This is a genomic window from Pseudomonas sp. SBB6, assembly GCF_024213215.1.
Classification (GTDB): Bacteria; Pseudomonadota; Gammaproteobacteria; order Pseudomonadales; family Pseudomonadaceae; genus Aquipseudomonas; species Aquipseudomonas donghuensis.
In genome coordinates this window covers 147,039-172,109 of record NZ_JANAVH010000006.1, presented here as the reverse complement: position 1 = coordinate 172,109, position 25,071 = coordinate 147,039, and the positions used below count along the sequence as shown (strand labels likewise).

Here is a 25,071-nt window from a genome sequence, read left to right as displayed (position 1 = left end):
TTCGTCTAAGGCAAAGGCTTCTGCCGAACGCTTGCTCAGTGCCGTTGATCACTCGCACACTGGCGCTTGAGTCGGCCCCATCAGCCTTTGCGCAGAACCGCTGACGAAAAATGCCCCAAAAAGGTGCAAGCGCGCCGGCTGTTTCAGTCGCTGTGGCAACAAGCTTAGTTGTGATCGAGGGGGGTGCAAGGCAGGGGCAGGGCGGGGTGCGACACTTGGTCGCAAGGGGTGAAGGGAACCGCCGCATCGGGTGCCGATGCGGCGGTTTGAGTCAAGGCTCAGTTACTCAATCGTTTTACTTGGCAGACAGGGTTTCGCCTTGTGCAGGTTCCTCCTGGGACAGGCTGTAGACATAGGCGGCCAGCAGGTGGACCTTGTCGTTGCCCTGGATCGCTTCCTGGGCAGGCATCTGGCCCTGGCGGCCGTAACGGATGGTCTGCTGCAGTTGAGCGAAGCTCGAACCGTAGATGAACGCGGTCGGGTGGGTCAGGTCCGGTGCGCCCATGGCCGGGGTGCCCTTGCCTTGCGGGCCGTGGCAGGCCACGCAGTTGGTGGCAAACAGCTTCTCGCCATTGGCAGGGTCGGCCTTGGCTTCTTGCGGCAGGCTGCGGCCATCGAGGTTGGTCAGCACGAACGCAGCCACGTCGGCAACGCCTTGCTCGCCAATCACTTCGGCCCAGGCCGGCATTACCCCGTGACGACCGCCCATGATCGAAGCCTTGATGGTTTCCGGATCGCCGCCCCAGCGCCAGTCCTTGTCGGTGAGGTTAGGGAAACCGTAGGCTCCCTTGGCGTCCGAGCCGTGGCATACCGCGCAGTTGGAGGCGAACAGACGGCCGCCCATTTTCAGCGCCTGCGGATCCTTGGCCACTTCTTCCACCGGCATGGCGGCGAACTTGGCGAAGATCGGTCCGAACTTGGCGTCGGCCTTGTTCATTTCCTTTTGCCATTCGTTGGTCTGGGTCCAGCCGTCTTCATAGCCCGGCAGGATACCTTTCCAGTTGCCCAGGCCCGGATAGAGGATCAGGTAGCCGACCGAAAACACCAGGGTGCCGACGAACAGCCAGAACCACCACTTGGGCAGCGGGTTGTCGTACTCCTCGATGCCGTCGAAGCTGTGGCCCATGGTCTGGTCGGTGGTGCCTTTGGTTTCACCCTTGCGGGTGCCCAGCAGCAGCCAGGTCAGGCCGATCAGGCTGCCGATGGTCAGTACGCAGATGTACGTACTCCAGAAGGTGGTCATTGCCCGTTACTCCTCGGTTCGGGTTCGTTGGCGGCAGGTGCCAGGCGGTCGTCGGCGAACGGCAGCAGGCTGGCTTCGGCGAATTCACGGTCACGCCGGCCGTTGAACACCCACAGCGACAGGCCGATGAAGGCGATGGCCACCAGCAGGGTGCCCAGGCCTCGCAATTGGCCGATATCCAGTGTGAAGTCCATGGCGCTTACCTCTTGTTCTTGATCGCGGTGCCGAGCACCTGCAGGTAGGCGACCAGCGCGTCCATTTCGGTCTTGCCCTTGAGCGACTCCACCGCGCCGCCGATGTCGGCATCGGTGTACGGCACGCCGAGGGTGCGCATGGTGCGCAGCTTGGTCTCGGTGTGGCTGCTGTCGACCGGGTTGGCGACCAGCCATGGGTAGGCCGGCATCTTCGACTCGGGCACGACGTTGCGCGGGTTGTACAGGTGCGCACGGTGCCAGTCATCGGAGTAGCGGCCGCCAACGCGGGCCAGGTCCGGGCCGGTACGCTTGGAGCCCCAGAGGAACGGGTGATCCCAGACGCTTTCACCGGCGACCGAGTAGTGGCCGTAACGTTCGGTTTCGGCACGGAACGGGCGGATCATTTGCGAGTGGCACTGTACGCAGCCTTCACGGATATAGACGTCGCGGCCTTCCAGTTGCAGCGCGGTGTAGGGCTTCATGCCTTCGACCGGCTTGTTGGTGACGTCCTGGAAGAACAGCGGGACGATCTGGGTCAGGCCGCCGATGCTGACGGCAAACACCATCAACAGCACCAGCAGGAAGACGTTCTTCTCGATTACTTCGTGTTTCATCAGGGTCTCCTCAGGCCAGCTGCGCGGCGGCAGGGGCGGTCGCGGCCACCGGGGCACGCACGGTGCGCCAGGTGTTGTACGCCATCAGCAGCATGCCGGTAAGGAAGATCGCCCCGCCGACGAAGCGCACGATGAAGCCTGGGTGGCTGGCCACCAGGGTTTCGACGAAGGAGTAGGTCAGCGTGCCGTCTTCGTTGACTGCGCGCCACATCAGGCCCTGGGCGATGCCGTTGACCCACATCGAGGCGATGTAGAGCACGGTGCCGATGGTCGCCAGCCAGAAGTGCGCGTTGATCAGGCCGAGGCTGTACATCTGCTCGCGGCCGAAGACTTTCGGGATCATGTGGTACAGGGCGCCGATCGAGATCATCGCTACCCAGCCAAGAGCGCCGGCGTGGACGTGGCCGATGGTCCAGTCGGTGTAGTGCGACAGGGCGTTGACGGTCTTGATCGCCATCATCGGGCCTTCGAAGGTCGACATGCCGTAGAACGCCAGGGAGACCACGAGGAAGCGCAGGATCGGGTCGCTGCGCAGCTTATGCCAAGCGCCCGAGAGGGTCATCATGCCGTTGATCATGCCGCCCCAGCTCGGCGCCAGGAGGATCAGCGACATGATCATGCCCAGCGATTGTGCCCAGTCGGGCAGGGCGGTGTAGTGCAGGTGGTGCGGGCCGGCCCAGATGTACAGGGTGATCAGCGCCCAGAAGTGCACGATCGACAGGCGATAGGAATACACCGGACGCTCGGCTTGTTTTGGCACGAAGTAGTACATCATGCCCAGGAAGCCGGCAGTCAGGAAGAAGCCCACGGCGTTGTGACCGTACCACCACTGGACCATGGCGTCGGTGGCGCCACCGTACAGCGAGTAGGACTTGGTCAGGCTGACTGGCACTTCCAGGTTGTTGACGATGTGCAGGATCGCCACGGTGATGATGAACGCGCCGAAGAACCAGTTACCCACATAAATGTGCTTGGTGGTGCGCTTCATCAGGGTGCCAAAGAACACCACGGCATAGGCCACCCAGACAATGGTGATGAGGATGTCGATCGGCCATTCCAGTTCGGCGTATTCCTTGGAGCTGGTATAACCCAGCGGCAGGCTGATCGCAGCCAGCAGAATCACCAGTTGCCAGGCCCAGAAGGTGAAAGCTGCCAGGCGTGGCGAGAACAGGGTGGTCTGGCAGGTACGCTGGACCGAATAGTAGGAAGCGGCGAACAGTGCGCAACCACCGAAGGCGAAGATCACCGCGTTGGTGTGCAGCGGTCGCAGGCGGCCGAAGCTGGTCCAGGGGAGGTCGAAGTTGAGCGAAGGCCAGACGAGTTGCGCGGCGAGAAAAACGCCGAGCCCCATCCCGACGATTCCCCACACCACCGTCATAATGGCGAATTGGCGGACCACCTTGTAGTTGTAGGCGGTACTGCTGGTTGTGTTCATGTATGGGTTCCCATCCACGGTTATAGGCAGACTAAACAGCGAGGCAAGCATGAGTAATGGGCAACTGGCCGGTATTGACGGGGATCAATGGGCGCGGCTGGTCGAAAGCCGCGGCTGGCGGTGGAATGCCCCGCAAAATCAGGGGGATGGCCAGCAATCGCGGTGCCTGATCCTGGCCCATGGCGCGGGGGCGCCGATGGACAGCGGGTTCATGGAAGAAATCGCGCAAAGGCTGGCGGAGCAAGGGCTGGGGGTGCTGCGCTTCGAGTTCCCCTACATGGCCCAGCGGCGCATCGATGGTGGCAAAAGGCCTCCAAATCCGCAGGCCCAATTGCTGGACTGCTGGCGTGAGGTGTATGCGCAGGTGCGACCATTGGTCACTGGGGCGTTGGCCATCGGCGGCAAGTCCATGGGCGGGCGCATGGCGAGTTTGCTGGCCGACGAGTTGGGCGCCGATGCGCTGGTGTGCCTGGGTTATCCGTTTTATGCCGCAGGCAAACCGGAAAAGCCGCGGGTGGCGCACCTGGCTGGGCTGAAGACAGCGACCCTGATCGTTCAGGGCGAGCGCGATGCCCTGGGCAATCGGCAAACGGTGGAAGGCTATGAGCTGTCGTCAGCGATTGAGCTGTGCTGGCTGCAGGCGGGGGATCATGACTTGAAGCCGCTGAAGGCTTCGGGGTTCAGCCATGCCGATCATCTGGCGACGGCGGCGGACAGGATTGTCGCGTTTCTGAAGTGAGGGGGCTGCTGCGCAGCCAATCGCTGGCAAGCCAGCTCCCACAAGTTGTTCACCGCAATCCTTGTGGGAGCTGGCTTGCCAGCGATGGGGTCGGCGCCTGATTCAGGCTTAGCCGCGATACTCGCACAGGTAGGCAGTATCAACCGCTACCTTGAGCTGGAACTTGCTGTTGGCCGGGACATTGAACTGGCTACCGGCGCTGAAGGTTTCCCAGTTGTCGCTGTCGGGCAGTTTGACGGTCAGGGCACCCGACACCACGTGCATGATTTCGCGCTGGGCAGTGCCGAACTCGTATTCGCCCGGGGCCATCACGCCAACCGTGGCCGGACCTTCAGCGGTGCCGAAGGCGATCGACTTGACCGTGCCATCAAAGTACTCGTTGACTTTAAACATGGGCGACTCCTGAAAAGGGGCTAAAAAGGCAGGCCAGTATGCCCAAGGCCCGCAGCGTCGTCATCCGCTTTCAGGTGCCATTGGCCGGCAGCGCCAGGGGCAGCAGGCGAGCCGTGTTGCGGGCGTCTTCCAGGGCCCGGTGCTGGCGCCCGCTGAATTGCAGGCCGGCGAGTTGCAACGCGCCATTGAGTCCCAGTGGCCGTTGCAACTGGCGGGCTTTGGCAAAGCGTTGCTTGAGATTGATGTGCGGCAACTCGGCGAGCAAGCTGTGGACCTGGTACTGCTGCCATTCCTGCAACAATTGTTTGCGGTCGTAGTCACCCCAGCTGACCCAACCCTCAAGGTGCCCGGCGTGATGCCCGAGCCAGCGCTCGAACTGCGCCCACACCTGGGCGAAGGTCGCTGCCGTATCGACATTGGCCTGGCTGATGTGCGTCAGCTCACGGCAGAACGGGGTCAGTTGCGGCCGCCGCCGGGGGCGCACGAAACGCTGAAAATGACCGACTTCGCGACCCTTGCGGTCAACCAGTGCCGCCCCGATTTCGATGATTTCCATATCTGTGACCGGCCAGCCACCATCGTCGGTGGTTGCTTCAAGGTCGATCACCAGCCAATGGCCCATAGTAGGCTCCCATGCAAGACTGCTAAGAGCGTAGCCAAACTCGGGCCAACCGGGTATCCCCTGGCGTTTTGCCTGCTGCGCTTGGCGTAACCGACAGTTGTGCAATGCCTTGAAAACGCCTAGCTTAGGTAGATTCCGGTTTAATCCCGCAAAGAGTGTGTTGCTTTGAGTTCAGCGCCCATGCCACAGACGGTGCCCTTGTTGTTAATGCTTGCCGCGATGTGGCTGGCCCCATCAGCTTGGGCGGCAGCAGAGATCGAGGTCAAAGTCGGGGCCGCACACTTCCCGCCCTACACCGTGCGCCCGGAGCAAGGCGCCGACACCGGCCTGCTGCCGCAACTGGTCGAGGCGCTGAACAACGTCCAGCAACGTTATCGTTTCGTCCTGGTGCCGACTTCGATTCAACGGCGCTTCGGTGACTTCCAGCAGGGGCGCACCGACATGGCGATCTTCGAGAACCCCGCGTGGGGCTGGCAGCAGATTCCCCATGAGAGTGTCGACATGGGCCTGGAAGACGCCGAGGTCTTCGTCGCTCATCGCCAGCCCGGCCGCGACCAGGCTTACTTCAGCGACCTCAAGGGCAAGCGCCTGGCACTGTACAGTGGCTACCACTACGCCTTTGCCGATTTCAACGCCGACCCCAAGTACCTGGCCGACACCTACAATGCGACCCTGACCTATTCCCATGACAGTAACCTGCTGATGGTCCAGCGCGGCCGCGCCGAGGTTGCCCTGGTCACCCGTTCCTATTTCAGTGACTTCCTGGTGCGCAACCCGCAAAGCGCCGAGCAGTTGCTGGCGTCCGATCGCGTCGATCAGGTCTACCATCATTACGCCCTGCTGCGGCCCGGCGCCCCCATCAGTGGCCCGGCATTTGCCGGCGTGTTGCAGTCCTTGCGGGCCAATGGCGAGTTGCTGAAAATCTTCCAGCCTTATCGCATCACTGTCAGCACACCCAAGGCTGACTAAATTTGTCTGTGTTGGCGACGTTCACCAGGGTGAGCCGATCATTCCCTTGTGAGCCAAGATCATGCCATTCGATTCCGCTTCGCCGACTTTGTCCTTGCCTCGCTGGCGTAGCCTCAGCGCCGATGAAGGCGATTGCCATCTGAGCCTGGTGCTGGAAGGCAGCCCGTTGGTGCGTGTGCGCCTGCAACGCGGCGAGACCTTGCAGGTCCAGCTTGAAGACTGTGCCTGCGACCGTGTGCAACAAGCCCTGTGGGCCGTTTGCTACTGGTTGTTCGCCCGCGACCCCGGCTGTCAGCGCCTGACCTGGCAGTTGGATCAGCCGCCACCGCAGGCGTTGAACAGTGGCCTGTTGGTTAGCACCGCGCGCCAGGGCCAGTACCTGTGTGAGCGCAGCTTGTTCTGGCAGTTGCCTCAGCCCTGGCTCGGCCAGCCGTTCGCGGGCGTCTACCCGCAACAGATGCAGATCAGTGAAGGCAAGCGCCACCCCCGGCGCGCACCCAAGCCGCGCGGCGAGGTGTATCGGCGCTTCGATGCGCGGCTGGGGGCGTGGGTGTCGTTACGCACCCTGGAAATCGACCAGGACCTGGAGCGGTTCAATCGCTGGCAGAACAACCCGCGGGTGCTCAACTTCTGGCAGGAGGGCGGCAGCCTCGAACAACACCGTGACTACCTCGGCAAGCTTGAGGCCGATCCGCACAGCCTGACCCTGATCGGTTGTTTCGATGATCAGCCCTTCGCCTACTTCGAGGCCTACTGGGCCAAGGAAGACCGTATTGCGCCGTTCTATGCGGTGGATGACTACGACCGCGGCATCCACATGCTGGTGGGGGAAGAGCAGCACCGCGGGCCGCACAAGGTTGCCAGTTGGCTATCAGCGCTGGTGCACTACCTGTTCCTGGATGATCCGCGCACGCAGCGGGTGGTGGCCGAGCCGCGAGCGGACAACGGCAAGATGATCGGCTACATGCACGACCAGTGCTTTCACTGCGAGAAGGAATTCGACTTTCCGCACAAGCGCGCGGCGTTGATGATTCTGGGCAGGGAGCGGTTTTTCGACGGCTGCACGTTGCTCTGAACGCCAAGCGGCAAGCGGCGTTACCACTCTCTTGCCGCTTGAAGCTTATCGCTTGCCGCGCTCAAGCCCTCTGGCTTGAGACCTTGCGACAATGCACCAGGGCATCGCGAATCATGAAGTTGACCAGGGTCGGCGAGACGCCGAGCTCCTTGGCGATGTCTTTTTGTGGCACGCCGTGCAGGCGGTACATTTCGAAGGCATAGCGGGTGCGTTGCGGCAGGTCGTTCAAGGCATCGGCGATGTGTTCAAGGGTGGCGAAGTTGATGTGCGTGGTTTCTGGCGAAGCCCCCTGGATCACTACGTTCAGGCCTTCTTCTTCGCTGCCGGAGTACTTCAGCTCCATGGCCTGCTTGCGGTAGTGGTCGATGGCCAGGTTGCGCACGATCTGGAACAGGTAGCTAAGCTGGGCCTTGAACGAGGACGTGATCTGCGGCGCCGAGCCGAGCCGGAAGAACGCATCCTGAACCACGTCTTCGGCCCGCGAGCGGCAGCCGGTGATGCGTGCGGCAATCTTGACCAGGATACTGCGGTTGTCGACAAACGCCTGGAGTAACGGTGAATCGCACTTACTTGTGGATAGTTGTTCCGCCATGGAAATCACCTTATCTCTAAGAGGGAAGTGGAAGGCTCCAGAATCGGAGGCTTCCTACGACGTGCGACAAGCTATTCTTAATGATAATTATTGTCAAATGCGAAGGTTAATAAGTATCTATATCTTTTGGTTCTAAGCTCGCGCTTTGTGACCGGCTTCAAACTCCGCACTTTTTCGCCGCTGCCCCAGCCGTTCCCGCCGCTTAATTATTTCCTCCGGCCATCCGTTCCTCTGTGTACATCCTCGGCTCTGGCAAGGCGCACTTCGCTGCCTGGAAGCCCGCCCGGCGCGCCAACCGAGACCTGATTTCATGTACAGACTCTGGCAGGAACCCCCATGACGGACGCCTTCGAACTCCCGGTTACGCTGGTCCAGGCACTGGCTCAACGTGCAGCGCTCAGCCCGGATCGGGTTGCCTTGCGCTTTCTGGCCGAAGACCCGCGCGATGAAGCCGTGCTTTCCTATCGCGACCTTGACTTGCGAGCGCGGACCATCGCCGCTGCCTTGCAGGCGCGCACTGCAGTGGGGGATCGGGCGATCCTGTTGTTTCCCAGTGGTCCGGACTACGTTGCGGCGTTCTTCGGCTGCTTGTATGCCGGTGTGATTGCTGTGCCGGCCTACCCGCCGGAGTCTTCACGACGCCACCATCAGGAGCGCCTGTTGTCGATCATCGACGATGCCGAGCCACGCCTGTTGCTGACCATCAGCGCCTTGCAGGGCAACCTGCAGGCCCTCGAGGTGCTGGCCGACCCCGCAGCGCCGCAATTGCTGGCGGTCGATAGCCTGGCAGCGGAGCTGGCTGGCGATTGGCAGGCGCCGACCTTGCAAGCCGATGACATTGCCTTCCTGCAGTACACCTCCGGCTCTACTGCCTTGCCCAAGGGCGTGCAAGTCAGCCACGGCAACCTGGTGGCCAACGAAGTGTTGATTCGCCATGGCTTTGGTATCGATGTAAACCCGGACGATGTGATCGTCAGCTGGCTGCCGCTGTACCACGACATGGGCCTGATTGGCGGTCTGCTGCAACCGATCTTCAGCGGCGTGCCTTGTGTGTTGATGGCCCCGGCGTATTTTCTGGCGCGGCCGCAGCGCTGGCTGCAGGCGATCAGCGATCACGGCGGCACCATCAGCGGTGGGCCGGATTTCGCCTATCGGTTGTGCAGCGAACGGGTCAGTGCCGCGGCAATGGCCAGCCTCGACCTGAGCAAATGGCGGGTGGCCTATTCCGGCTCCGAGCCGATCCGCCAGGACAGCCTGCAGGCCTTTGCCGACAAGTTCGCGCCCTGCGGATTCGTCGCGGAACACTTTTTCGCCAGTTACGGGCTGGCCGAGGCCACCCTGTTTGTCAGCGGCAGCACCCGCGGCCAGGGGATTGGCGCGCTTGAGCTGGACGCCCAGGCCCTGGCATGCAACCGGGCAGCGCCGGGCAAAGGCTCGTTGCAGATGAGCTGCGGGCGCAGCCAGCCCGAGCATGCGCTGCAGGTTGTCGAGCCGCACAGCCTGGCCGTGCTGGCCGATAACCAGGTGGGCGAGATCTGGGCCAGCGGTCCGAGCATTGCCAAAGGCTACTGGCGCAACCCTGAGGCCAGCGCGGCCACCTTTGTCGAACAGGGCGGGCGTACCTGGCTGCGCACCGGCGACCTCGGCTTTTTGCGCAACGGCGAGCTGTTCGTTACCGGTCGCCTCAAGGACCTGCTGATCGTGCGCGGGCACAACCTCTACCCGCAGGATCTGGAAAAGACCCTGGAGCGCGAGGTCGAGGTCCTGCGCAAAGGGCGTGTGGCGGTATTCGCGGTCGATGACAATGGCGAGGAGGGCATTGGCGAGGAGGGCATTGGCGTCGCCGTCGAGATCAGCCGCAACGTGCAGAAAATCACTACCCCGGCGAGCCTGATCAAGACCTTGCGTCAGGTGATCGCCGATGCCTGCCAGCAAGCCCCAGCGGTGGTGCTGCTGCTCAACCCGGGCGCATTGCCGAAGACGTCCAGCGGCAAGCTGCAGCGTTCGGCCTGCCGTTTGCACATGGCCGACGGCAGCCTCGATTGCTATGCACGCTTCCCCGATCAGCAGGCGGCGGCCGTGGCCGAGCAAGATACCTCGGCGACCGGCATGCAGGCCCGGATCGGCCGTCTGTGGCGTGAGCAGTTGGGCGTGGAGCAGATTACCGCGGACGATCACTTCTTCCTGCTCGGCGGCAACTCGATTGCCGCCACCCAGGTCTGTGCGCGCCTGGGTGACGAGCTGGGGCTTGAGTTGGGCGTACGGGTGCTGTTCGAGGCGCCGACCCTGGCCGACTTCAGCGCTGCGGTGACGGCGTTGCAGAACGATGGTGGTGTCGCCCGTGGTGCCATCAGCCGCCTCGGCCGCGAGCAGGCCCTGCCGCAGTCGCTGGCGCAAAACCGCCTATGGCTGACCTGGCTGCTTGAGCCGCACAGCGCGGCATACAACATTCCCGGTGCCCTGCGCCTGCGTGGCGAGCTGGACGAAGCGGCGTTGCAGGCCAGCTTCCAGGCCCTGGTCGAGCGTCACGAGTCCCTGCGCACGGTGTTCGCCGAGGAGAATGGCCAGGCGCTGCAATGCATCCTGCCGAGCCTGGCGTTTAGCGTGCAGCGCCTGGATCTGTCTGGCGCCAGTGGCCAGGAAGTGCTGGCGCAGCGCGAAGCCGAAGCCATGCAACCCTTCGATCTGCACCAGGGGCCGCTGCTGCGTGTGACCCTGGTGCGGCTGGACAGCGACGACCATCAGCTGTGGGTGACATTGCACCACATCATCGCCGACGGCTGGTCGATGAACATTCTCATCGACGAGTTCTCGCGCCTGTATGCGGCTCATTGCCAGGGCCAGGCGGCCAAGCTGGCGGCTTTGCACCTGGACTATGCCGACTACGGCAGCTGGCAGCGCCAATGGCTGGCCCAGGGCGAAAGCGCCCGGCAACTGGCGTACTGGAAGGATCGGCTCGGTGAGCAGCAGGCGGTGCTCGATCTTGCCACCGACTACCCACGTTCAAACCGCCAAAGCAATGCCGCCGCGCGCTTGAGCGTGCGCCTGCAGCCGCGCCTGGCCGAAGCCTTGCGCAGCCTCGCACGCGCCCATGACGCCACGCTGTTCATGGTCTTGCTCGCCGGTTTCCAGAGCCTGTTGCACCGATACAGCGGGCAAACCGACATCCGTGTCGGGGTGCCCAACGCCAATCGGCCGCGCCTGGAAACCTTGGGCCTGGTGGGCTTTTTCATCAATACCCAGGTGCTGCGCGCACAACTTGATGGCCGCTTGCCGTTCAAGCAGTTGCTGGCCCAGGTGCGCCACACCACCTTGGAGGCTCAGGCCCACCAGGACCTGCCGTTCGAACAACTGCTCGAATCCTTCCCCGAAGCGCGCGAGCAGGGCCTGTTCCAGGTCATGTTCAACCATCAGCAGCGCGACCTCGGTGCCTTGCGCCGCCTCCCGGGGTTGCTCGCCGAAGAGCTGCCCTGGCACAGTCGCGAGGCCAAGTTCGACCTGCAACTGCACAGTGAAGAGGACCATCAGGGCAGGCTGACGCTGTCGTTCGACTACGCCGTGGAACTGTTTGAAGCGGCGACCGTGCAGCGCCTGATCGAACAGTTAACCGGCTTGCTGGAACAGGTCTGCGCGCAACCTGACGTCACCCTTGGCGCGCTGCAATTGCTCGATGCCGAGGGCCGCGCGCAGTTGCTCGAGTGGGGCCAGGCCCCGGCACCGCTGGCGCAGCATTGGCTGGTCGAACAGCTCAACGAACAGGCGCGCAAGACCCCGGAGCGTACCGCCCTGGTGTGGCAGGGCGGCAGTCTCGACTACGCCAGCCTGCACCAGCAAGCCAACCGTCTGGCCCATTACCTGCGTGACAAGGGCGTCGGCCCGGATGTGTGCGTGGCCATTGCCGCCGAGCGTTCGCCGCAACTGCTGATTGGCTTGTTGGCCATTCTCAAGGCCGGTGGTGCCTATGTGCCGCTGGATGTCGATTACCCAGCCGAGCGTCTGGCCTACATGCTCGCCGACAGTGGCGCGAGCCTGCTGCTCAGTCACAGCGACGTGCTCGAGCGCCTGAGCCTGCCGGCCGAGGTCAGCGCCATTGCCATGGACCGCCTCAAGCTCGACAGCTGGCCAAGCCAGCCGCCGGGCCTGCACCTGCACGGTGACAATCTTGCCTATGTGATCTACACCTCCGGCTCCACCGGCCAACCCAAAGGCGTTGGCAACACCCATGCGGCACTGGCCGAGCGCCTGCAGTGGATGCAGGAGCGCTATGCATTGAATGACAGCGACGTGCTGATGCAAAAGGCGCCGATCAGCTTCGACGTGTCGGTGTGGGAATGCTTCTGGCCGCTGGCCAACGGTTGCCAGCTGGTGCTCGCCGGCCCTGGCGAGCACCGCGACCCGCAACGCATCGCCGAGCTGGTGCGCGAGCATGGTGTGACCACCTTGCATTTCGTTCCGGCCTTGCTCCAGGTGTTTGTCCAGGAGCCGCTGGCCGCACAGTGCAGCAGCCTGCGCCGGTTGTTCTCTGGCGGTGAGGCACTGTCGGCAAACCTGCGCGAGCGGGTGCAGCAGGTATTGCCGCAGGTGGCCCTGCACAACCGCTACGGCCCGACCGAAACCGCCATCAACGTCACTCACTGGCAATGCAGCGCTGCCGACGGCACGCGCTCGCCGATTGGCCGGCCGTTGGCCAATGTGCTGTGCCGGCTGCTCGATGCCGAGCTGGAACCGACGCCGCCTGGCGTACCGGGCGAGCTGTACCTGGGCGGTGCCGGCCTGGCCCGGGGTTACCTGGGGCGTGCGGGGCTTACCGCTGAACGGTTCGTGCCGCAGCCCGATGGCGACGGCCAGCGCCTGTACCGCAGTGGCGATCGGGCGCGCTGGCTGGCTGACCTGGGGGCGCTGGAGTACCTTGGCCGCCTCGATCAGCAGGTCAAGCTGCGTGGCTTCCGGGTCGAACCCGAAGAAGTCGAGGCTTGCCTATTGAAGCAGGCAGGCGTCGAGCAGGCGCTGGTGATGATTCGCGACAGCGCCGCCGGCCCGCAGCTGGTTGGCTACTACAGCGGTATCGACGCGAGCGCGCAGTTGCTGGCAGCCCTGGCCGAGCAACTGCCCGCCTACATGGTGCCAGCGCAACTGGTTCACCTGGCGCAGATGCCGCTGGGCCCGAGCGGCAAGATCGAGCGCAAGGCCTTGCCCGAGCCGCAATGGCAATCGCGTGAACACATCGAACCGGGTACCGCCCTGCAGCAACAGATTGCCGCGATCTGGCGCGAGGTGCTGGGTATCCAGCGGGTCGGCTTGCAGGACGATTTCTTTGCCCTGGGCGGCCACTCGCTGCTGGCCACCCAGATCATTTCCCGTACCCGCCAGGCCTGCAACGTCGAGTTGCCGCTGCGCACCGTGTTCGAGGCCAGCGAGCTGGGCGCCTTTGCCGCGGCAGTGGAGGTAATCCAGCGCAGCGGTGCGCACAACCTGCAAGGCGAGATCCAGCGCATCGACCGTCGCCAGGCGGTGCCGCTGTCCTACTCCCAGCAGCGCATGTGGTTCCTCTGGCAAATGGAGCCGGACAGCCCGGCCTATAACGTCGGTGGCATGGCGCGCCTGAGCGGGGTGCTGGATGTCAGCCGTTTCGAGCAGGCGCTGCAAGCGGTGATCGTGCGCCACGAAACCCTGCGCACGACCTTCCCGAGCATCGACGGCGTGCCGTATCAGTGCGTGGCCGAGGACAGCAACCTGCAGATGAGCTGGCTGGATTTCTCCAGTGCCACAGCGCAGGCTCGCGAGCAACGCCTGCAGGCGTTCGCCGACGAGCAGGCGCACCAGCCCTTCGACCTGGAGCGCGGGCCACTGCTGCGCGCCTGCCTGGTCAAGGCTGGCGAGCGAGAGCACTACTTCGTGCTGACCCTGCACCACATTGTTACCGAAGGCTGGGCCATGGATATTTTCGCCCGCGAACTGGGCGAGCTTTACGAGGCCTTTGTCGACGAGCGCGAATCGCCGCTGCCACCGTTGCCGGTGCAGTACCTGGACTACAGCGTGTGGCAGCGCCAGTGGTTGGAAAACGGCGAGCGCCAGCGTCAGCTGGATTACTGGCAAGCCCAGCTGGGCGATGAGCATCCGCTGCTCGAGCTGCCTGCCGATCGTCCGCGCCCGGCGCTGCAGAGCCATCGCGGTGAGCTCTATCGCTTCGACCTGAGCCCGGAGCTGGCCGCGCGGGTACGCGCCTTCAATGCCGAGCACGGCCTGACCCTGTTCATGACCATGACCGCCACGCTGGCGGTGTTGCTGTACCGCTACAGTGGCCAGACCGACCTGCGTATCGGTGCGCCGGTGGCCAACCGTATCCGTCCGGAAAGCGAGGGCCTGATCGGCGCCTTCCTCAATACCCAGGTGCTGCGTTGCCAGCTCGACGGGCAAATGCGCGTCGGCGAGTTGATCGAGCAGGTGCGCCAGACCGTGATCGATGGCCAGTCCCATCAGGACCTGCCGTTCGATCAACTGGTCGAGGCCCTGCAACCGCCTCGCAGCAGTGCCTACAACCCGCTGTTCCAGGTGATGTGCAACGTCCAGCGCTGGGAGTTCCAGCAGCGCCGCGAGCTGGCCGGGATGCAGGTCGAGTACCTGGTCAACGACGCCCGCGCGACCAAGTTCGACCTCAACCTGGAAGTCACCGACCTCGACCGCCGCCTGGGTTGCTGCCTGACCTACAGCCGCGACCTGTTCGACGCGCCGCGCATCGCGCAAATGGCCGCCCACTGGCAGAACCTGCTGGTGGCACTGCTGGGTGATCCCGAGCAACGCCTGGGCGAGTTGCCGTTGCTGGCGGCGGTCGAGCAAAGGGCGTTGTGCGATTCGCTCAAGGGCGACAGCGCCCTGGCGCTGGGGCAGAACATTCACCAGCTGTTCAGTGAACAAGCAGGACGTCAGCCGGATGCCCTGGCCCTGACCTTCGCCGGTCAGCACCTGAGCTACGCCGAGCTCGACGCCCGCGCCAATCAGTTGGCTCGCGTGCTGCGTGAGCGCGGCGTCGGCCCGCAGGTGCGCGTCGGCCTGGCCCTGGAGCGCTCGCTGGAGCTGGTGGTTGGCCTGCTGGCGATCCTCAAGGCCGGGGGCGCTTATGTGCCGCTGGACCCGGAGTACCCGTTGGAACGCCTGCATTACATGATCGAGGACAGCGGCATCGCATTGCTGCTGGGCCAGCGTGCACTGTTCGAGGCCCTCGGGGCGTTGCCCGCCAAGGTCGGCCGCTGGTGCCTGGAAGAGGACCGCGATGTGCTTGCCGCCTACAGTCGCGAAGCCTTGCCAGCGCTGACCTTGCCGGGTCATCAGGCCTACCTGATCTACACCTCTGGCTCCACCGGCAAGCCCAAGGGCGTGGTGGTCAGCCATGGTGAAATCGCCATGCACTGTCAGGCGGTGATCGAGCGTTTTGGCATGCGCAGCGACGACTGCGAGCTGCATTTTTATTCGATCAACTTCGACGCTGCCACCGAGCGCTTGCTGGTGCCGTTGCTCTGTGGTGCGCGGGTAGTTTTGCGTGGGCAAGGGCAGTGGGGTGCGCAAGAAATCTGCAGTTTGATCCGCGAGCAGCAGGTGTCGATCTTAGGCTTTACGCCCAGCTATGGCAGCCAGCTCGCCCAGTGGCTGGCCAGCCGCAATGAAGGCCTGCCGGTGCGCCTGGTGATTACCGGTGGCGAGGCCTTGACCGGCGAGCACCTGCAGCGAATTCGCCAGGCGTTCACGCCGCAGCAGTTCTACAATGCCTATGGCCCGACCGAAACCGTGGTCATGCCCCTGGCGTGCCTGGCACCCGAGCAACTTGCCGCCGGCGCCGGCAGTGTGCCGATCGGCCGCGTGGTCGGGGCCCGCACGGCGTACATCCTCGATGCCGACCTGGCCCTGTTGCCGCAAGGTGGCATTGGCGAGCTGTATGTCGGTGGCGCCGGCCTGGCCCAGGGTTACCACGAGCGCCCCGGTTTGAGCGCCGAGCGCTTTGTTGCCGACCCGTTCAGCGACAACGGCGGGCGCCTGTACCGTACCGGCGACCTGGTGCGCCAACGTGCCGACGGTTTGCTCGAGTATGTCGGGCGTATCGACCATCAGGTGAAGATTCGTGGCTTCCGTATCGAACTGGGCGAGATCGAAACCCGCCTGCTCGAACACCCGGCGGTGCGCGAGGCGGTGGTGCTGGCCCTGGACATGCCTGGCGGCAAGCAACTGGCCGCTTATCTGGTGTGCGACCAGGCCCAGGCCGATGCCTCCGGGCAGGCCGAGCTGCGCGACGCACTCAAGGCGCAGTTGCGCCTGCACCTGCCGGACTACATGGTGCCGACCCACCTGGTGCTGCTGGCGCAAATGCCGTTGACCGGCAACGGCAAGCTTGACCGCCGCGCGTTGCCGGCGCCGGACCTGGAGCAGGGCCGTCAGCGCTATGAAGCGCCGCGCAGCGAGCTGGAACAGCAGTTGGCGACGATCTGGCGCGAGGTACTGAACGTGCAACAGGTCGGCTTGCAGGACAACTTCTTCGAACTGGGCGGCGACTCGATCCTGTCGATCCAGGTGGTCAGCCGTGGGCGTCAGGCCGGGCTGCATTTCACCCCGCGCGACCTGTTCCAGCATCAGACCATCCAAACCCTGGCCACGGTGGTCAGCCGCAGTGAAACCACTCAGGTCGATCAGGGCCCGCTGAGCGGACGCGCGGCGTTGACGCCGATCCAGCACTGGTTCTTCGACAGCGATGTGCCGCAACCCCAGCACTGGAACCAGGCGATACTGCTCGCACCGGTCGAACGCTTGCATGGCAAGAACCTGGAGCAGGCGTTGCAGCAGTTGCTGCAGCAGCATGATGCCTTGCGCTTGCGCTTCATCCAGGTGGACGGGCAATGGCAGGGCGAATACGCCCAGGCCGACCACCGCGAGTTGCTCTGGCAAGCGTCGGTGACCGATTTGGCTGACTGCCAGGCCCTGTATAGCGATGTGCAGCGCAGCCTCGATCTGGCACAGGGGCCGCTGCTGCGCGCCTTGCTGGTTGAGGACGGCGAGGGGCGCCAGCGCCTGTTGCTGGCGATCCACCACCTGGTGGTCGACGGCGTTTCCTGGCGCGTGTTGCTGGAAGACTTGCAGGCGCTGTACCGCGGTCAGTCGCTGGCGGCCAAGACCCGCGCCATGAGCGACTGGGCCGCGCGGCTGGTGGCCTATGCCGGCAGTGATTCGTTGCGTGACGAGCAAACCTGGTGGCAGGCACAGTTGAGTACCGCCAGCCGCGAACTGCCCTGTGATCATCCGCAAGGGGCCAATCTGCACCAGCAGGCGCAAACCCTCAGCGTGCGCCTGGACGCGACCCGCACCCGGCAACTGCTGCAGGAGGCACCCGGTGCCTATCACACCCAGGTCAACGACCTGCTGCTGACCGCCCTGGCCCGCGTACTGTGCCGCTGGAGCGGCGACAGTTCGGTGCTGGTGCAACTGGAAGGCCACGGCCGCGAGAACCTGTTCGAGGACATGGACCTGACCCGCAGCGTCGGCTGGTTCACCAGCGCCTATCCGCTGAGCCTGAGCCCGCTGAACGTCGAAGGGGCTGCGGGGCAGGGCGTTTCGATCAAGGCCATCAAGGAGCAATTGCGCACTGTGCCGCACAAGGGTGTGGGCTACGGGGTGCTGCGCTACCTGGCCGACACCCCGGTGCGCGAAGCCATGGCCGCGCTGCCGCAGGCGCGCATCACCTTCAACTACCTGGGCCAGTTCGACCAGCAGTTCCAGGCCGGCGCGCTGTACCAGCCGGTGGATGAAAGTACCGGGCTGGCCCACGACCTGGAGGCGCCGCTGCCTAACTGGCTGAGCGTTGATGGCCAGGTCTATGGCGGTGAACTGCAACTGCGCTGGACCTTCAGCCGCGAGCGTTACGACCTGCAGACCATCGAAACCCTGGTCGAGGCCTACCGGCTGGAACTGCTCGGCCTGATCGAGCATTGCCTGAGCCCGGGCGCCGGCAGCTTCACGCCCTCGGACTTCCCCCTGGCGCAGTTGAGCCAGGAGCAGATCGATGCCTTGCCGGTCGCCGCGGCGCAGATCGAGGACGTCTACCCGCTGACGCCGATGCAGGAGGGGCTACTGCTGCATACCCTGCTGGAGCCGGGCACCGGCATCTACTACATGCAGGACCGCTACCGGATCAACAGCGCCCTCGACCCGCAGCGTTTCGCCGCAGCCTGGCAAGCGGTGGTCGGCCGTCACGAAGCCTTGCGCGCTTCGTTCTGCTGGAACGCGGGCGAGGCCATGCTGCAGATCATTCACAAGCCGGGGGTGACGCCGGTCGACTATCAGGACTGGTCCGCTATTCCCGAAGCTGAACAGGAAGCGCGCCTGCAAGCGTTGCACAAGCAGGAGCGCGAAGCCGGTTTCGACTTGCTCCGGCAGGCGCCGTTCCACCTGCGCCTGGTGCGGGTGGGTGCGGACCGCTACTGGTTCATGATGAGCAACCACCATATCCTCATCGATGCCTGGTGCCGTTCGCTGCTGATGAACGACTTCTTCGAGATCTACCTGGCCATGGGCGAGGGCCGTCAGGCGCAGTTGCCGGTGCCACCGCGCTACCGCGACTACATCGGCTGGTTGCAGCATCAGGACCTGGACGAGGCGCGCCAGTGGTGGCGGAGCAACCTCGAAGGCTTCGAACGCAGCACTGCGGTGCCCAGCGACCGGCCATTGCTGCGTGACCACGCGGTGGAGAATGCCGGCATGGTCGTCGGCGATTGCTACACCCGCCTCGATGCCGTCGATGGTGCCCGCCTGCGCGAGTTGGCCCAGGCTCATCAGCTGACCATCAACACCTTTGCACAAGCCGCCTGGGCGCTGGTGCTGAGCCGTTACAGCGGTGAACGCGACGTGGTCTTCGGCGTTACCGTGGCCGGTCGCCCGGTGAGCATGCCGCAGATGCAGCGCACCGTCGGGCTGTTCATCAACAGTATCGCCCTGCGGGTGAAACTGCCCGCAGCGGGTGAGCGCTGCAGCGTGCGCCAGTGGCTGCAAGGCCTGCTGGAACGCAACATGGAGCTGCGCGAGTACGAGTACCTGCCGTTGGTGAGCATCCAGGAGTGCAGCGAGCTGCCCAAGGGCCAGCCGCTGTTCGACAGCCTGTTCGTGTTCGAAAACGCGCCGGTGGAAGTCGCCGTACTTGACCGTGCCCAGCGCCTGAATGCCAGCTCCGATTCCGGGCGCACCCACACCAACTTCCCGTTGACCGCCGTCTGTTATCCAGGCGACGACCTGGGGCTGCACCTGTCGTTCGACCAGCGTTACTTCGATACCGCCACGGTCGAGCGCTTGCTGGCCGAGTTCAAGCGCTTGCTGCTGGCCCTGGCCGAGGGCTTCCAGGGCGATGTCAGCGAACTGCCGTTGCTCGGTGAAGCCGAGCGGCGTTTCCTGCTCGATGACTGCAACCGCAGCGAGCAGGCCTACAGCCTGGAGCAGAGCTACGCCGAACTGTTCGAGGCGCGGGTGGCGGCGCATCCGCAGCGTATTGCCGCGCGTTGCCTGGAGCAGACGCTGAGCTATGCCGAGCTCAACCGCCAGGCCAACCGCCTGGGCCATGCCCTGGTGGGCGCCGGTGTGGCGGTCGATCAGCCAGTGGCATTGCTGGCCGAACGCGACTTGCCATTGCTCGGCATGATCGTCGGCTGCTTCAAGGCCGGCGCCGGTTACCTGCCGCTGGACCCGGGCCTGCCCGGTGCGCGCCTGCAACGGATCGTTGAACTGAGTCGCACACCGGTGCTGGTGTGCAGTGAAGCCTGTGCCGAGCAGGGGCGTGCCTTGCTCGACGAGTTGAGCTGTGCCGGGCGGCCGACACTGCTGATCTGGGAGCAGATCCAGGCAACTGCCGGGCCGGATGGTAACCCGGGTATCTACAGCGGGCCGGACAACCTCGCCTATGTGATCTACACCTCCGGCTCCACCGGGCTGCCCAAAGGGGTGATGGTCGAGCAGCGCGGCATGCTCAATAACCAGTTGAGCAAGGTACCGTACCTGCAACTGGACGAGCAGGACGTGATTGCCCAGACCGCTTCGCAGAGCTTCGATATTTCGGTCTGGCAGTTCCTCGCCGCACCGCTGTTCGGTGCCCAGGTGGCGATTGTGCCGAATGCCATTGCCCACGACCCGCAGGGTTTGCTGGCGCACGTGCAGGCTACCGGCATCAGCGTGCTGGAGAGCGTGCCGTCGCTGATCCAGGGCATGCTTGCCAACGACCACCAACAGCTCGATGGCTTGCGCTGGATGCTCCCGACCGGTGAGGCGATGCCGCCGGAACTGGCGTCGCAGTGGCTGCAACGTTATCCGCGCATTGGCCTGGTCAATGCCTATGGCCCGGCCGAGTGCTCGGATGACGTGGCGTTCTTCCGCGTCGATGCCGCCTCGACCCGGGGCAGTTACCTGCCAATCGGCACGCCGACCGACAATAACCGCCTGTACCTGCTTGGCGACGATCAGGCGCTGGTGCCGCTAGGGGCGGTGGGCGAGCTGTGCGTTGCCGGTACCGGCGTCGGCCGTGGCTATGTCGGTGACCCGGTGCGCACCGCGCAAGCCTTCATCCCGCATCCGTTCGGTGCGCCTGGCGAACGTTTGTATCGCACTGGCGACCTGGCGCGTCGGCGTACCGACGGTGTGCTCGAGTATGTCGGGCGTATCGACCATCAGGTGAAGATTCGCGGCTACCGCATCGAACTGGGCGAGATCGAAGCGCGCCTGCATGAGCAGAGCGCGATTCGTGATGCGGCGGTCGGGGTACAGGACGGGGTCAACGGCAAGCACCTGGTCGGCTACCTGGTGGCCAGCAACGCAGGCGCCGATACCACCGTGCTGCTGGAGCAGGTCAAGCAGCGTCTGCGTGCCGAGCTGCCGGAGTACATGGTGCCGCTACACTGGGCCTGGCTCCAGCAACTGCCGCTCAATGCCAACGGCAAGCTCGACCGCAAGGCCTTGCCGGCCATCGACATCGGCGCCCAGCACAGTCAGGCCTACCTGGCACCGCGCAGCGAACTGGAAACGACCCTGGCCGGTATCTGGGCCGAGGTGCTCAAGGCTGAGCGGGTCGGGGTACACGACAACTTCTTCGAGTTGGGCGGGCATTCATTGCTGGCCACCCAGATCGCTTCGCGGGTGCAGAAGGTGCTGCAACTGAACGTGCCACTGCGGGCCATGTTCGAGTGCAGCACAGTCGAGGAGCTGGCGACCTATGTCGAGGGCCTGAAGGCCAGTGAGCTGAGCGACGACAAGGTCGACCGCCTCAGTGACCTGATGGCCGAGCTGGAAGCGCTGTAGGGCTTCAGGCCGGGGCGGGGCGGGTGCGCAGCAGGTCGTGCTTGAGCAAGGCGACCGATGCGGCAAGCAATACGGCGTCCTTGATCAGGAAGGACGTCGCCCCACCCATGGCTGGAAAGCCTCCGGCGCTGTTCTCCCAGCCGCCCGGGGTAGTGATGATCAAGGTCAGGGTGGTGGCGTAGGTGAGCACCGAACCCAGTGCTCCGATCGCTGCCACCCGCGGTTGCCAGATACCGGCCAGCAACGCCGCGCCAATCGCCCATTCTGCTACGCCCAGCGCATAGCTGGCGCCTTGGATGCCAAAGGCCAGGTGCAACCAGGACAACAGCGGGCTGTTATCGATCAGCGGGATCAGCGCCTGGGCTTCGTAGTCGAACCACTTGGTATAGCCAAAGCCGAAGAAGATCAGGATCAGGCTCCAGCGCAGCAGCTGGATGTCGAGGGAGGAGTGGAGGAAACGGTCGAGGCAGGCAGGGCGGGTCATGGCGAGGTCCTGTGGTTGGATGAGGCAGGTATTCTCCAGACGCCGTGACCGCCCTGTTGTTACATCCGCCGGGTGTTCAACGTTTGCCGAGGATCTTGCCGAGCAACTCCGGTCGCGGTGCGCCCTGTTGGGTTTGCAGCTGTTGCTGGTCGTCCAGGTAGAAAATTGCCGGCGTTGCTGACAGACCGAGCTCTTCCATCACCGCCAGGTTGGCGTCGAGCTTGCTTTGTACGGCTTCGGGAATCTTCTCCAGGGCCTTGAGGGTGCTGGCCTTGCCGGCCTTCTCATGTTGCGCCAGGGCCTTGGCCGGGTCATTGCTGGCCAGCAATGTGGCTGATTTACCCGGGCTGTCTTCGCGAATGATGCCGACCATGATATGGCGCAATTGCACCTTGCCGGACTCGACCCAGGGCCGCGCCTGCTGCCAGAACATATTGCAGTACGGGCAGTTGGGGTCGCTGAACAGGTAGACGATACGCGGCGCATCGGCCTTGCCGTCGGCGATCCAGGCGGTTTTTTCCATCTTCGCCCAGACCTCTTTGGCCATCGGCGCATACACCAGTTTTTCCAGCGGCGCCTGGCTCAGGTCCTGGCCCTGCTCGTCGAACAGGCTACCCACCAGCACGTGCTTGCCATCGGCGGTCAGGTACAGCGCCAAGCCGCGGTTTTGGTACTCGGCGGCATAGCCGCGCAGGCCGTTGGGGGCGTCGAAGCTGCCTTTGATTTTCGCGCCTTTGGCTTCCAGCTGCTGGACAGCCTTGGGCAAGTCTTCGGCCAGCACCAGTGGGCTGGTCATCAGGCCCAGGGCCAGCGTGAGGGGCAGTTTTAGCAGAGATCGCATGCGACGTTCCTTGTGGGGGATGGGGCGGCAGGCGCGGGCGCGCGCTCGAAAGATTGCAGGGCGTGGCTGAGGCTGGCACGCGACAGTTCGCCCAGGTGGCTGCCGACCAGGCGGCCCTCGGCGTTGTAGAACAAGGTCGTGGGCAGGGCCATGGAGCCGACTTTCTGTGCCAGTTGGCCGCCACTGTCGAACAAGACGTGGGAAAGGTTCAGGCCCGTGGTCGCGAGGAAGGTGACCACGGTTTGTGGCGCCTCGCCCTGGTTGACGAACAGGAAGGTGATGTCCGGATAGTCGCCCTGAGCCTGTTGCAACACCGGCATCTCGCGCCGGCACGGCGGGCACCAGGTAGCCCAGAGGTTGATCACCAGCGGCTTGCCGCGGTACTCGGTCAGTTGTACGGCCTGGCCGTTGGCCTTGCGCAGGCTCATGTCGGGCAGTTGTGTGCCCTGGTCATAGAGATGGCTGGCCAGGCTGCCGAGCAGCCAGAACAGGCCGCCACTGAGCAGCCCCCAGCCCAGCGGCCGGCGCAGGGCCGGCCGCCGATAAGCCAGCCAGAATGCTCCGATGGCGACCGCGAGCAGGCCTGGCCAGAGCAGGAAGCCGCCGTCGCGCAGGTCGATGATCTGCAGCAGATCCCCTTGGTACATTGACCAATAGCGGATGACAAAACCCAGGCGAGCACTGAACAGGCCCAGCAGGAACAGACTGAACAGCACTGATTCCGGGTTGTCGCCACCGTGCTTGGCGACGCGCCAGCCGACCAGGCTGGCCAGGGCCAGGGCACAGATCAGCAGCAGGTGGTTCAGGGCCATGGTCAGCGGCCCGAGCGCGACAGTCAGCATCATCCTTGGCTCCGGGTGGCGGCCCAGTGTTGGAGAAAGTTTGCCGCATCGATTTCACCGGTGATGCGTCGGGCCCGGCGTTCGCTGCCCTCCGGGCCGATCCAGATCAGGCTGGGCGGGCCCGGGACCTGGTAGCGCAGCAGCAACTCGCGGCTGGACGCTGCATCAGCGGTTACATCCAGGCGCAGCAAGCGCACGCCGCTCAGTGCCGCTAGCACATCGGCACGGGCAAAGACCTGTTTTTCCATGACCTTGCACGACACGCACCAGTCAGCATAGTAGTCGAGCATCACCCACTGGCCCTGGGCCTTGGCCGCCTCCAGCTCACGCTGCAGGTCGGCCGGCTGGCTCACGGTGGTGAAGGCATCGCGGTGCTCGGCGAGGGTTGCCGGGCCGTTGCCGGCGGTAAACGGCTGCAGCGGCTGCCACGGGTCATTGCCACCGGCGGCAGCGCCGACGATCAACAGGCTGCCCCAGAACCCCAGCAGCAGCGACGCTGCGCGCAGCGCTCGCAGTGCCTGCAACGCCGGCCACGCGGCCCAGGCCAGGGCGATCAGCCAGGCGCCGGCAAGGCCGAGCCACAGCGAGGGCTCCAGCACCGCGCGCAAGGTATACAGCGCCATGGCCAGGAAAACGAAGCCGAACAGGCCCTTGACCCGGTTCATCCAGGCGCCCGGGCGTGGCAGGTAGCGGTTGCCCAGGGTCACCAGCAACAGCAGCGGCAAGCCCATGCCCACGCCCAGGGTGAACAGCACCAGGCCGCCATGCACGGCGTTGCCGCTCTGGGCGATGTACAGCAGGGCGCCGGCCAGCGGTGCGGTCATGCACGGGCCCATCAACAGGCCCGACAAGGCCCCGAGCAAGGCGGCGCCATACAGGTTGCCGCCGCGGGTGCCGCGCCCGGCTCGCTCCAGGCGGTCGCGAATCCACACCGGCAGCTGCAGCTCGAAGGCACCGAACATCGGCAGGGCCAGCAGCACGAACAGGCCGGCCAGGGTGCCCAGCAGCCAGGGTTGCTGCAGCCAGGCCTGAAAGCTGGCTCCCAGCAGCGCGGCAACCACGCCCAGGGCGGCATACACCAGGGCCATGCTCAGCACATAGACACTGGCCAGCAACCAGCCGCGGCGGGCACTGGCACCGCTGCCCAGCACCAGCCCGGCGAGAATCGGCAGCATCGGCAGGGAACACGGGGTGAAGGCCAGCAGCAGGCCGAGGCCGAGAAAAGCCAGCAGGCTCCAGGCCAGAGTGGACTGCTGCAGGCCACCGGCCAGGGCCTGGTCGCTGGCTTGCGTGTCAACGGTTGTGCCGCCCAGGCTGACCAGGCTGGTTTGTGGCGGGTAGCACAGGCCGGCATCGGCGCAGCCCTGCCAGCCCATGCGCAGTTCACCGCTGGCGCTGGCGGGCAGGATCAGTTCCAGCTCGCCACGGTATACCTGGGTTTCACCAAAATACTCGTCGCTGTGGGGCAGGGCGGCGGGCAATTCGGGCTGCTGCTCCGGCGCCAGGCCGTCGAACTTCAGGCGTTTCTGGTACAGGTAGTAACCGTCGGTGATCTGCCAGTGCAGGCGCATCTGCCCGGTCTCCAGGCGTTCGCTGCTGAACACGAAGGCCTTGTTGACCGGCAGGAAGTCGCTCTGGGCAAACGGGTTGGCCTGGCTCAGGCCGCTTAGCAGGAACATCAGGGCAAACAGAAAAACGCGCATGTCGACGCCTT

15 protein-coding genes are annotated in these 25,071 nt (G+C 64.5%); 4 read left to right on the top strand and 11 right to left on the bottom strand.

What is annotated here, in order from left to right; genetic code table 11:
* Positions 1 to 295: 295 nt before the first annotated feature.
* From ccoP to ccoN, 4 genes are read right to left on the bottom strand one after another with little or no spacing between them, the layout of a single operon-like run.
* Positions 296 to 1,243 carry a cytochrome-c oxidase, cbb3-type subunit III gene (ccoP, locus tag NLX68_RS14280; RefSeq protein ID WP_254284518.1) on the bottom strand — a complete coding sequence of 316 codons (948 nt, stop codon included), beginning with the start codon at positions 1,241 to 1,243 and terminating at the stop codon, positions 296 to 298.
* Complete coding sequence (locus NLX68_RS14275) at positions 1,240 to 1,437, bottom strand: CcoQ/FixQ family Cbb3-type cytochrome c oxidase assembly chaperone (protein WP_010225988.1); 198 nt, start codon at positions 1,435 to 1,437, stop codon at positions 1,240 to 1,242. Before NLX68_RS14275 ends, ccoP begins: the two co-directional genes overlap by 4 nt.
* Positions 1,438 to 1,442: 5 nt before the next feature.
* Positions 1,443 to 2,051 (bottom strand): cytochrome-c oxidase, cbb3-type subunit II, encoded by a 609-nt coding sequence (ccoO, locus tag NLX68_RS14270; RefSeq protein ID WP_010225986.1) that lies wholly within the window; start codon positions 2,049 to 2,051, stop codon positions 1,443 to 1,445.
* Positions 2,052 to 2,061: 10 nt separating this feature from the next.
* On the bottom strand, positions 2,062 to 3,486 hold the full coding sequence (ccoN, locus tag NLX68_RS14265; protein ID WP_254284517.1) for a cytochrome-c oxidase, cbb3-type subunit I: 1,425 nt from the start codon (positions 3,484 to 3,486) through the stop codon (positions 2,062 to 2,064).
* A 49-nt stretch (positions 3,487 to 3,535) separates the two neighbouring features.
* On the opposite strand from ccoN, the gene NLX68_RS14260 reads away from it, so the two are divergent.
* Positions 3,536 to 4,225 (top strand): alpha/beta family hydrolase, encoded by a 690-nt coding sequence (locus tag NLX68_RS14260; RefSeq protein WP_254284516.1) that lies wholly within the window; start codon positions 3,536 to 3,538, stop codon positions 4,223 to 4,225.
* A 108-nt stretch (positions 4,226 to 4,333) separates the two neighbouring features.
* Here the strand turns inward: NLX68_RS14260 and NLX68_RS14255 are convergent, their stop codons facing one another.
* On the bottom strand, positions 4,334 to 4,618 hold the full coding sequence (locus NLX68_RS14255) for a pyrimidine/purine nucleoside phosphorylase (protein ID WP_010225980.1): 285 nt from the start codon (positions 4,616 to 4,618) through the stop codon (positions 4,334 to 4,336).
* A 70-nt stretch (positions 4,619 to 4,688) separates the two neighbouring features.
* A complete protein-coding gene (locus NLX68_RS14250; RefSeq protein ID WP_254284515.1) occupies positions 4,689 to 5,240 on the bottom strand; it encodes an exonuclease domain-containing protein in 552 nt (183 codons plus the stop codon).
* Positions 5,241 to 5,405: 165 nt separating this feature from the next.
* Here NLX68_RS14250 and NLX68_RS14245 point away from each other — a divergent pair, with 165 nt between their 5' ends.
* Both NLX68_RS14245 and NLX68_RS14240 read left to right on the top strand, forming a co-directional pair.
* Positions 5,406 to 6,209: an ABC transporter substrate-binding protein gene (locus NLX68_RS14245; RefSeq protein WP_254284514.1), complete on the top strand. Its 804-nt coding sequence runs from the start codon at positions 5,406 to 5,408 to the stop codon at positions 6,207 to 6,209.
* A gap of 61 nt (positions 6,210 to 6,270) precedes the next feature.
* Positions 6,271 to 7,284 carry a GNAT family N-acetyltransferase gene (locus tag NLX68_RS14240; protein WP_254284513.1) on the top strand — a complete coding sequence of 338 codons (1,014 nt, stop codon included), beginning with the start codon at positions 6,271 to 6,273 and terminating at the stop codon, positions 7,282 to 7,284.
* A 61-nt stretch (positions 7,285 to 7,345) separates the two neighbouring features.
* On the opposite strand, the gene NLX68_RS14235 is transcribed toward NLX68_RS14240, so the two are convergent.
* Positions 7,346 to 7,876 carry an RNA polymerase factor sigma-70 gene (locus NLX68_RS14235; RefSeq protein WP_010225972.1) on the bottom strand — a complete coding sequence of 177 codons (531 nt, stop codon included), beginning with the start codon at positions 7,874 to 7,876 and terminating at the stop codon, positions 7,346 to 7,348.
* 336 nt (positions 7,877 to 8,212) lie between these two features.
* Between NLX68_RS14235 and NLX68_RS14230 the strand changes: the two genes are divergently transcribed.
* A complete protein-coding gene (locus NLX68_RS14230) occupies positions 8,213 to 21,190 on the top strand; it encodes a non-ribosomal peptide synthetase (protein WP_254284512.1) in 12,978 nt (4,325 codons plus the stop codon).
* Positions 21,191 to 21,194: 4 nt separating this feature from the next.
* On the opposite strand, the gene NLX68_RS14225 is transcribed toward NLX68_RS14230, so the two are convergent.
* The 4 genes from NLX68_RS14225 to dsbD all read right to left on the bottom strand — a co-directional run bounded on the left by NLX68_RS14225 (position 21,195) and on the right by dsbD (position 25,060).
* Complete coding sequence (locus NLX68_RS14225) at positions 21,195 to 21,674, bottom strand: YkgB family protein (RefSeq protein ID WP_254284511.1); 480 nt, start codon at positions 21,672 to 21,674, stop codon at positions 21,195 to 21,197.
* A gap of 76 nt (positions 21,675 to 21,750) precedes the next feature.
* Positions 21,751 to 22,515 carry a thiol:disulfide interchange protein DsbG gene (gene dsbG, locus NLX68_RS14220; protein WP_254284510.1) on the bottom strand — a complete coding sequence of 255 codons (765 nt, stop codon included), beginning with the start codon at positions 22,513 to 22,515 and terminating at the stop codon, positions 21,751 to 21,753.
* Positions 22,500 to 23,357: a TlpA disulfide reductase family protein gene (locus tag NLX68_RS14215; protein WP_254284632.1), complete on the bottom strand. Its 858-nt coding sequence runs from the start codon at positions 23,355 to 23,357 to the stop codon at positions 22,500 to 22,502. The genes dsbG and NLX68_RS14215 overlap by 16 nt, the downstream gene beginning before the upstream one ends.
* Positions 23,357 to 25,060, bottom strand: a complete 1,704-nt coding sequence (gene dsbD / locus NLX68_RS14210) for a protein-disulfide reductase DsbD (RefSeq protein WP_254284509.1) — start codon at positions 25,058 to 25,060, stop codon at positions 23,357 to 23,359. The genes NLX68_RS14215 and dsbD overlap by 1 nt, the downstream gene beginning before the upstream one ends.
* Between the last annotated feature and the right edge of the window lie 11 nt (positions 25,061 to 25,071).